The 6,469-nt window shown below is 60.0% G+C and carries 6 protein-coding genes; 5 read left to right on the top strand and 1 reads right to left on the bottom strand.

Annotation, left to right across the window (positions count from 1 at the left end; translation table 11 throughout):
* On the bottom strand, positions 1-1,287 hold a 1,287-nt coding region (gene blh / locus AC3WMA_RS27480; protein ID WP_492288420.1), incomplete at its 3' end, for a bifunctional sulfur transferase/dioxygenase Blh.
* Positions 1,288-1,909: 622 nt separating this feature from the next.
* Here blh and AC3WMA_RS27475 point away from each other — a divergent pair.
* The 5 genes from AC3WMA_RS27475 to AC3WMA_RS27455 form a co-directional block, all read left to right on the top strand.
* Positions 1,910-2,482 (top strand): Panacea domain-containing protein, encoded by a 573-nt coding sequence (locus tag AC3WMA_RS27475; RefSeq protein WP_492288419.1) that lies wholly within the window; start codon positions 1,910-1,912, stop codon positions 2,480-2,482.
* A gap of 109 nt (positions 2,483-2,591) precedes the next feature.
* On the top strand, positions 2,592-2,903 hold the full coding sequence (locus tag AC3WMA_RS27470; protein WP_492288418.1) for a hypothetical protein: 312 nt from the start codon (positions 2,592-2,594) through the stop codon (positions 2,901-2,903).
* 202 nt (positions 2,904-3,105) lie between these two features.
* Positions 3,106-3,753 (top strand): hypothetical protein, encoded by a 648-nt coding sequence (locus tag AC3WMA_RS27465; protein ID WP_492288417.1) that lies wholly within the window; start codon positions 3,106-3,108, stop codon positions 3,751-3,753.
* A gap of 789 nt (positions 3,754-4,542) precedes the next feature.
* A complete protein-coding gene (locus AC3WMA_RS27460) occupies positions 4,543-4,911 on the top strand; it encodes a hypothetical protein (protein ID WP_492288416.1) in 369 nt (122 codons plus the stop codon).
* A gap of 91 nt (positions 4,912-5,002) precedes the next feature.
* The coding region (locus AC3WMA_RS27455; protein WP_492288415.1) for an N-6 DNA methylase at positions 5,003-6,469 on the top strand (1,467 nt) is incomplete at its 3' end.

The raw sequence follows: 6,469 nt of genomic DNA, 5'->3' as shown, positions 1-6,469 counted from the left end.
GGCCCCCACGAGCGCATCGAGCGGGAATTTGAGATAGCGCCTGCCGTTGGCTTCGGGCTCCGGCAGCCGGCCGCCGCAGATATTAACCTGCAGCGCATGCAGGATTAGCTTCGGCATCGGCAGGGTGCGGTCGCGCGCCTCCCGCAACGCGACGAAGCGCTCCTCCGTCATGTCGGTCAGATGCGGGTTCGCGTGCTTCTGCTCGCCCACCGTACTCTCCCATTTAGCGGCGCGACCGCCGGGTTCGTAGTCGTGCCCGGTGAACAGGCGCGTATCGTCCGGCAGGGCCAGGATCGCCTGTATCGACGCCCACAGGGCCCTGGCGCTGCCGCCGGGGAAATCCGCCCGCGCCGTACCGGAATCCGGCATGAAGACCGTGTCGTGCACGAAGGCCGCGTCGCCGATCACATAGGTCACGGAGGCAAGGGTGTGGCCCGGCGAGAACATCACGCGCCCCGTGAGCTCGCCCAGCTTGAAGCTGTCGCCCTCCGCGAAGAGCCGGTCCCATTGCGAGCCGTCGGTCGCCAGTTCCGGCCAGTTGTAGAGGCCCTGCCAGAGCTTCTGGACCTCCGTGACGCGCGCGCCGATGCCTGTCGGGGCGCCGGTCTTCTGCTTGAGATAATGAGCGGCCGAGAAGTGGTCGGCATGAGGATGGGTATCGAGGATCCACTCGACGGTGAGCCCCTCGCGCGCGACATAGGCGAGGATCGCGTCGGCCTGATGCGTGGCGGTCGCCCCGGATTTCTCATCGAACTCGTAGACCGGGTCGATGATCGCGCAGCGCCGCGTCTTCGGATCAGTGACGACATATTGGATGCTGCCGGAGCGCGGCTCGTGGAAGCCTTTCACCTGCGGCGCCCGGGCTGCATTGCGGGCAAGCCACTGCACCGCGCCCGACAGATCGAAGCCATGTGCGCGACCGAAAACCTCGACTTCGCCCGGCTTCATCCGCCCCGCCAGCACCTCGCCCAGCACATGCAGCGTCAGTGAACGCGTGCCGCTGCGGCAATGCGCGTAGACCGGCCCCTTCGCCCCGGACACCGCTTCCTGGAAGGAGCGGATATCGGCTTCTGTAATCGCCGCTGCCGTCACGGGGATGAAGCGATAGGCAAGGTTGGCCTGCTCAAGGGCCGCCTTCTCGGCAGCGCTACTCGGCTGCCCCGGCTCCTCGCCGTCGGGCCGGTTGTTGATGATGGTGGCGAAGCCGGCAGCCGCCAGTGTTGCAAGCGCCTCCTGGCGCGGCTGACTGGCGACCGTCAGCCGGTCGTCGATCTTCACGGCGGTCATGATGAGCAACTTTTAGCATGAAACATTATATAATTATGTAAAATGTGTATTGGTAGGATGCAAGCCCACCTCCGGGTGATCCCGCTGATAGCGTTCCAACGCTTCTTCCGAAGCGGCGCACGGGCATCCGATCAGGCTGCACGTCGAAAGCTTCGAGTTCGGCGGAGCGGTCGGGCCAGGCGCGAGGACAAGCGTTATCGGTTATCCTTGCGTTAGGTTCACGGGCCTTAGCCGCTAGCCGTCGACTCGGATCACTCGAGGAAAACTGCGGCGTTGAATTAAGCCCGGTCGATGGCACCGAGACAGGCTAATTTCTGCTCCATCACGTCAAGGTGCTCACGAAATGAACCATCGACGCGGTCTGGAACAACGCGCCTTCCGAAGGCAGCACAAATTTACCGATAAGTTACTCTAAGTTTGAGTTTCAGATTCAGGTCTTTGAATTGTAGCTTTTGACGGATAATCCCCGAGAAATATTCAGCGCTTGGGTTCGACGTCTTAGACGCACGCTCCCGATCCGGCTGCCCGATTGAGGCGCCGAGGCCTAGCAACTGTCGCATACACGCGCTATCTCAACTCATAGGATCGCTCGGCGCGAGTCGCTGATCGGCAAAGGTGTCGAATGAACACATTTAACATCGAAAAGGCAGCACAGGTCACCGCATACTTCGCTCTCCGCGAAGGAGGCTCCATTGACGTGCTCAAGGTGGCCAAGCTCGTCTATCTCGCGGAACGAGCCTACCTGGATGCATATGAACTGCCTCTCACCGGTGACACGCTGGTCGCCATGCCTCACGGTCCGGTCCTCTCCCAGACCCTTGATCACGTGAACGGCGTCACTCCGGACAATCCGGAATGGAAGCACTACGTCGGAGCTCGAGCTCACTACGCCGTACAGGCCGCCCCCGGCGTTTCCATTGAAACTCTAGACCACCTCTCCATCGCGAACATCGAAGTGCTCGATGAGGTCTGGTCCAAATATGGACATCTGGACGGTTTCGCTCTGCGGGACTTGACCCATGACGAGTGCACCGAGTGGACTGATCCAAATGGCTCATCGCGGCAAATCAGCTATTCTGATCTGTTCCGTGCACTTGGCAAGCCAAACGTCGAAACGCTCGTAGAAGGCGTCGAAATCGCGAACGCGGTCAAATCCGCTTCAACGCGTTTCGGCGCTGGCGGAATGCGGCACTAGTTCACGAGCGACTATGCGGGCCTACCATACGACCTGGACGCCAGAACTCGGCGCGTGCCTCTTAATCCCGTCGGGGCCGAGGCACGATCCCAATAGGATGCACCTCCACGTGGTGATCACCGCAGTCACCCCGGAGGGAAAGGCGTTGGTAGTTCCCATCACCAAATTGACGAACACGAAAGCGGACGACCTCGCCTGCGTGCTTGGCAACGGGGGTGATGGCGAACATGAATTCCTGCACAAGCCAAGCTATGCCTTCTATGAAGAGGCTTCGATTTGGCGCGTTGATCAGCTGACAAACTGCGTTCGCAATCGCACCTTTGTCGCCAAGCAGCCTGCAAGCAGCAAGATGCTATCTCGCCTTCAGCAGGGTGGTCGGATTTCAAAACGGATTCGGCCCATCCATCAGCGGATGCTCTAGCCAAGAGCGCCAGAACGCCTGGCGCGCCTCGATTCAATCTGCCTAGATGCGAGGGAATGGCTTCAGCAGGGCACGCCAGGCCTTACGTCGCGATGGATAAATCGCGCACCAGTGCATCGCCCTGACCGCCGCCGGTTACCGGCCATTGACCCACAAGCTGGGGTAGCCGATGACCAAGCTAGGCGAGGATTGAGTGTCACCTATGCCGCTGGAGTTCACAAAGGACACTCTTGAGCTGGCTTTTGACGATCTTGGTCAAATCGCCCGAGCCCGTGGCCTCATTGCTGAAATCGCGGTTTACTGCGGCGCATGCCTTCTCCTCGCAACCGACATTCGTCAGGTTAACCGAGACGTCGACTCCGTCTTCATGGCCGAAGCGGAATTCCTCGATGAGGCGGCGGACGCGATCGGTCGAAAGAGGAACCTCCCTGACGACTGGCTCAACCAGTCAGTCAAGCATCTGGTTACCTCCCCAGGCAGCCGTCAGCCTCGCTTGAATGTCTTCGGAGAATATCCGCGGGATGATGGCACGCCGGGATTGCGGGTGTTTCTCCCGACGCCTGAGTACATTCTTGCAATGAAATTGATAGCCTCCCGTCGCGAGGACCTTGATGGCGCGCGTCGCGATCGCCACGACATCGTCCAGCTGATGCATGTCACCGGTATCCAAAACGGAGCTGCCCTGATGGAGCTCGTCAAAGGGTTCTTCCCTACCATTCCCGGCATCGACAACCGCGTTCTCGCGAAAATCGACGACGTCGTTCAATACGCCAAGGAGCAGAGTCAGCATGTCAAGCGCCGGCCGACCTGGAACGCTCGCAGAGGTCGTGACCCGGGCGGCATCGGGTGAGCAGGCGCTAACAGTCGCGCTCCACGAGTTCCTCGACGAATTTTATCTCGACAACGATAAAGCGAGTCGCGCACGCCGTATTGAGGGCGAACCAGCCCTTCTCGGACATTCCGAGACCGACGCCTATATCGGCGCTGTTGGCGAGCATTTGGCCCGCCGGTGGAGGCTGGGAGAGCCCCCCAGATGGACGGACCGAAAAGCACGGTTCTTGACTAAGCCCTGGTTTCCCCCCGGTACCGATCAGGAAAAATCATTCCTACTGGCCGAAAGCCCATTGGCGTTCCGGAGAAGGATGCTCTTCGTCTCAGCCGAACCGCTTCGTCGCGCGCGTATGCCCCGGGATGAGCGGTGGTATGCTCTCGAAGAGGCCCGCACAGGCCTGAACCTTCGGCCTGGCGGATCTTCTGAGACACGATAGCAGGTAAGCGCTCGCTGCCCATCAGGCGCTCTATTGCAATCGCGCAGAGCCATCATCGGGTTCAGTGAACGCTCTCGTGCCGCGATCTGCGCCCAACGATTATCGATGCCAGGTTTGCGAACGTGCGAACGCGGCGGCGGTTTATCTCTCAGTTCGGGTATGGTACCCGTTCTCTATAAAGAGATCGGGCTTCATGCCCATTCTCACGGGAGGTTCCGCTGCGGTTCGTTACCACGCCTGTCGCCTCGCAGCTAACCGGCCTTTCGACGGATAAGCTCCGCGAATGGACAAACCGGCGTGCCCTCATCCCAGCTGACGTGCGACCGCGGCAAAAGGGCTCGCCTGCCAAGTTCAGCTGGCAGACAATCCTTGTGCTCCGCATCGCGTCCCGACTGAAGAGCCAGTTCAAACTGGAACTGGAGGCCCATAAAGTCTTCTTCGCCGAGCTCCGGGCTCAGCTTCGCAAAACGTCATTCCTCGCGCTTTGGGGTAAACGCCTTGCGTTGGGCGCTGATGGCGAATGGAGCCTGCTTGACGACGACAATCGTCCCGCGCTCGGCGACGCGCTGCTCTTACATCTGGATCCGCATCTCGCCATCATCCGTGACGGCTTTGCCCTCCCCGATCAGGCTGCAGTCGATGGGCAGTTTGATCTGTTTTCATTGCCAAACCTGCATCGCCGGAAAGGTGCTTCCAGAGGTTTGGGCGAGACACGTTCGGCTCAGAGACGATCGGCATGACCGCCCTCCGCCAATCGACTGCACAAGGCAGAAACCGCCTTCGCGATGATATTTGTTCATGCTATGTTCCAATGCCTGAGAGATTGAGACTGTGACGACGATTGCTGTGCAAGAATGGCTCGAAAGGCTCGGCTATGCCGCCGAGACCTCCGTCCTGCATCGCCGGGACGAGCAAGTTCCTGACGCCCACCCCTACGCGCTCGAAATCAAAACGCTGCTCAGGACAGACGGCGCCATTCGTGCGCAGGCGGTTTTCGATGTTGAAGGCGTGCCCACCGTCGTTTTCGTGGGAAATGATGGGCAACCCCTCTCCTCCAAAGCCCTCGACGAGATTCGCAAGCGCGTCTGGAATCAGAATCTCGCCACTGTCGTGATCGAGATCCGCGGCGACAAGGCGATTGCCGTTCCTGCCCGGAAGCTCAGGCGAGCGGAGCAGACGCTGTTCCTTAGCGAAGCCCGACCTGACGGACCATTTTCCGCACTTGAGGTGGCTTCCGCAAACCTTTCGCGCCGCATGCCAAAGTGGTTCGATATCAGGGCGCGCGTCGATCGCAAGCTGCTGGCGAACCTTGCCGCTACGGTCGAGCAATTGACCGAGAAGGGCTTCGACAATACCCCAGATGAGAGGAAGCGCCGGCGCCTAGCAGAGCTCCTGATGGGACAGCTGCTGTTCGTCTCATATCTTGAGCATCGGGATATAGCCGGCCAGACCTACCGCAGCAGGCGCAGCGTCAAGACGCTTACCGAGCTCGTAACTGCAGCGGACCGGGACGGTGTCTTAGCGCTCATCGACCGGCTCCGGTCCGATTTCAACGGCGACTTTTTGAGCGACGATCGCCACGACCCGTGGACTGTGCTCTCGACAGAAGGCTTCACACTTCTAGATCGCTTCCTGCGGCGCACTGATATGCGAACCGGCCAGGGAGATTTCTGGAACTACGACTTCAGCTACATTCCCGTCGAATTGCTCTCGGGTCTATACGAGTCTTTCCTTTCGCCGGAGCAACAGGCGCAGGACGGCGCGTATTATACCCCGCGCAACCTCGCCATGCTGGCCGTTGACCAGGCATTGTCGACGTCCCCCGATCCTCTTTCCGAGATCATTTTTGATGGGGCGTGCGGATCAGGCATTCTACTGACCACGGCTTATCGTCGCCTGATCGCCCTTTCGGAAGCGCACGTAGGGCGCCAGCTCACTTTTGCCGAGCGGGGGAAGCTTCTTTCCGAGCGAATTTTCGGCGGCGACATCAACCTGATGGCATGTCGTGTCACTGCCTTCAGCCTCTACCTATCTCTGTTGGAAGGACTGGAGCCCGCTGACATTCTGATTGCTCAGGAGAGAGAAGGCGTCAAACTACCATCTCTCGCGCGCACCAATTTGGTCCACGGAAATCCCGCCGACTTTTTCAATCCGGCGCATGCCTTTGCCAACAAGCGCTTCTCGCTGATTATCTCGAACCCACCCTGGAAGGAGCCGGAAGGCGACGCTCTCACAACCGCTGACGCATGGGCCAGCCGGACCGGGATCCCGTTTGCGCGTCGCCAGATCGCCGGCGCG

The organism is Allobosea sp. FW305-C-101, assembly GCF_058783685.1.
The sequence above is the reverse complement of the archived record's forward strand: the minus strand, read 5'-3'. Positions and strand labels throughout refer to the sequence as shown.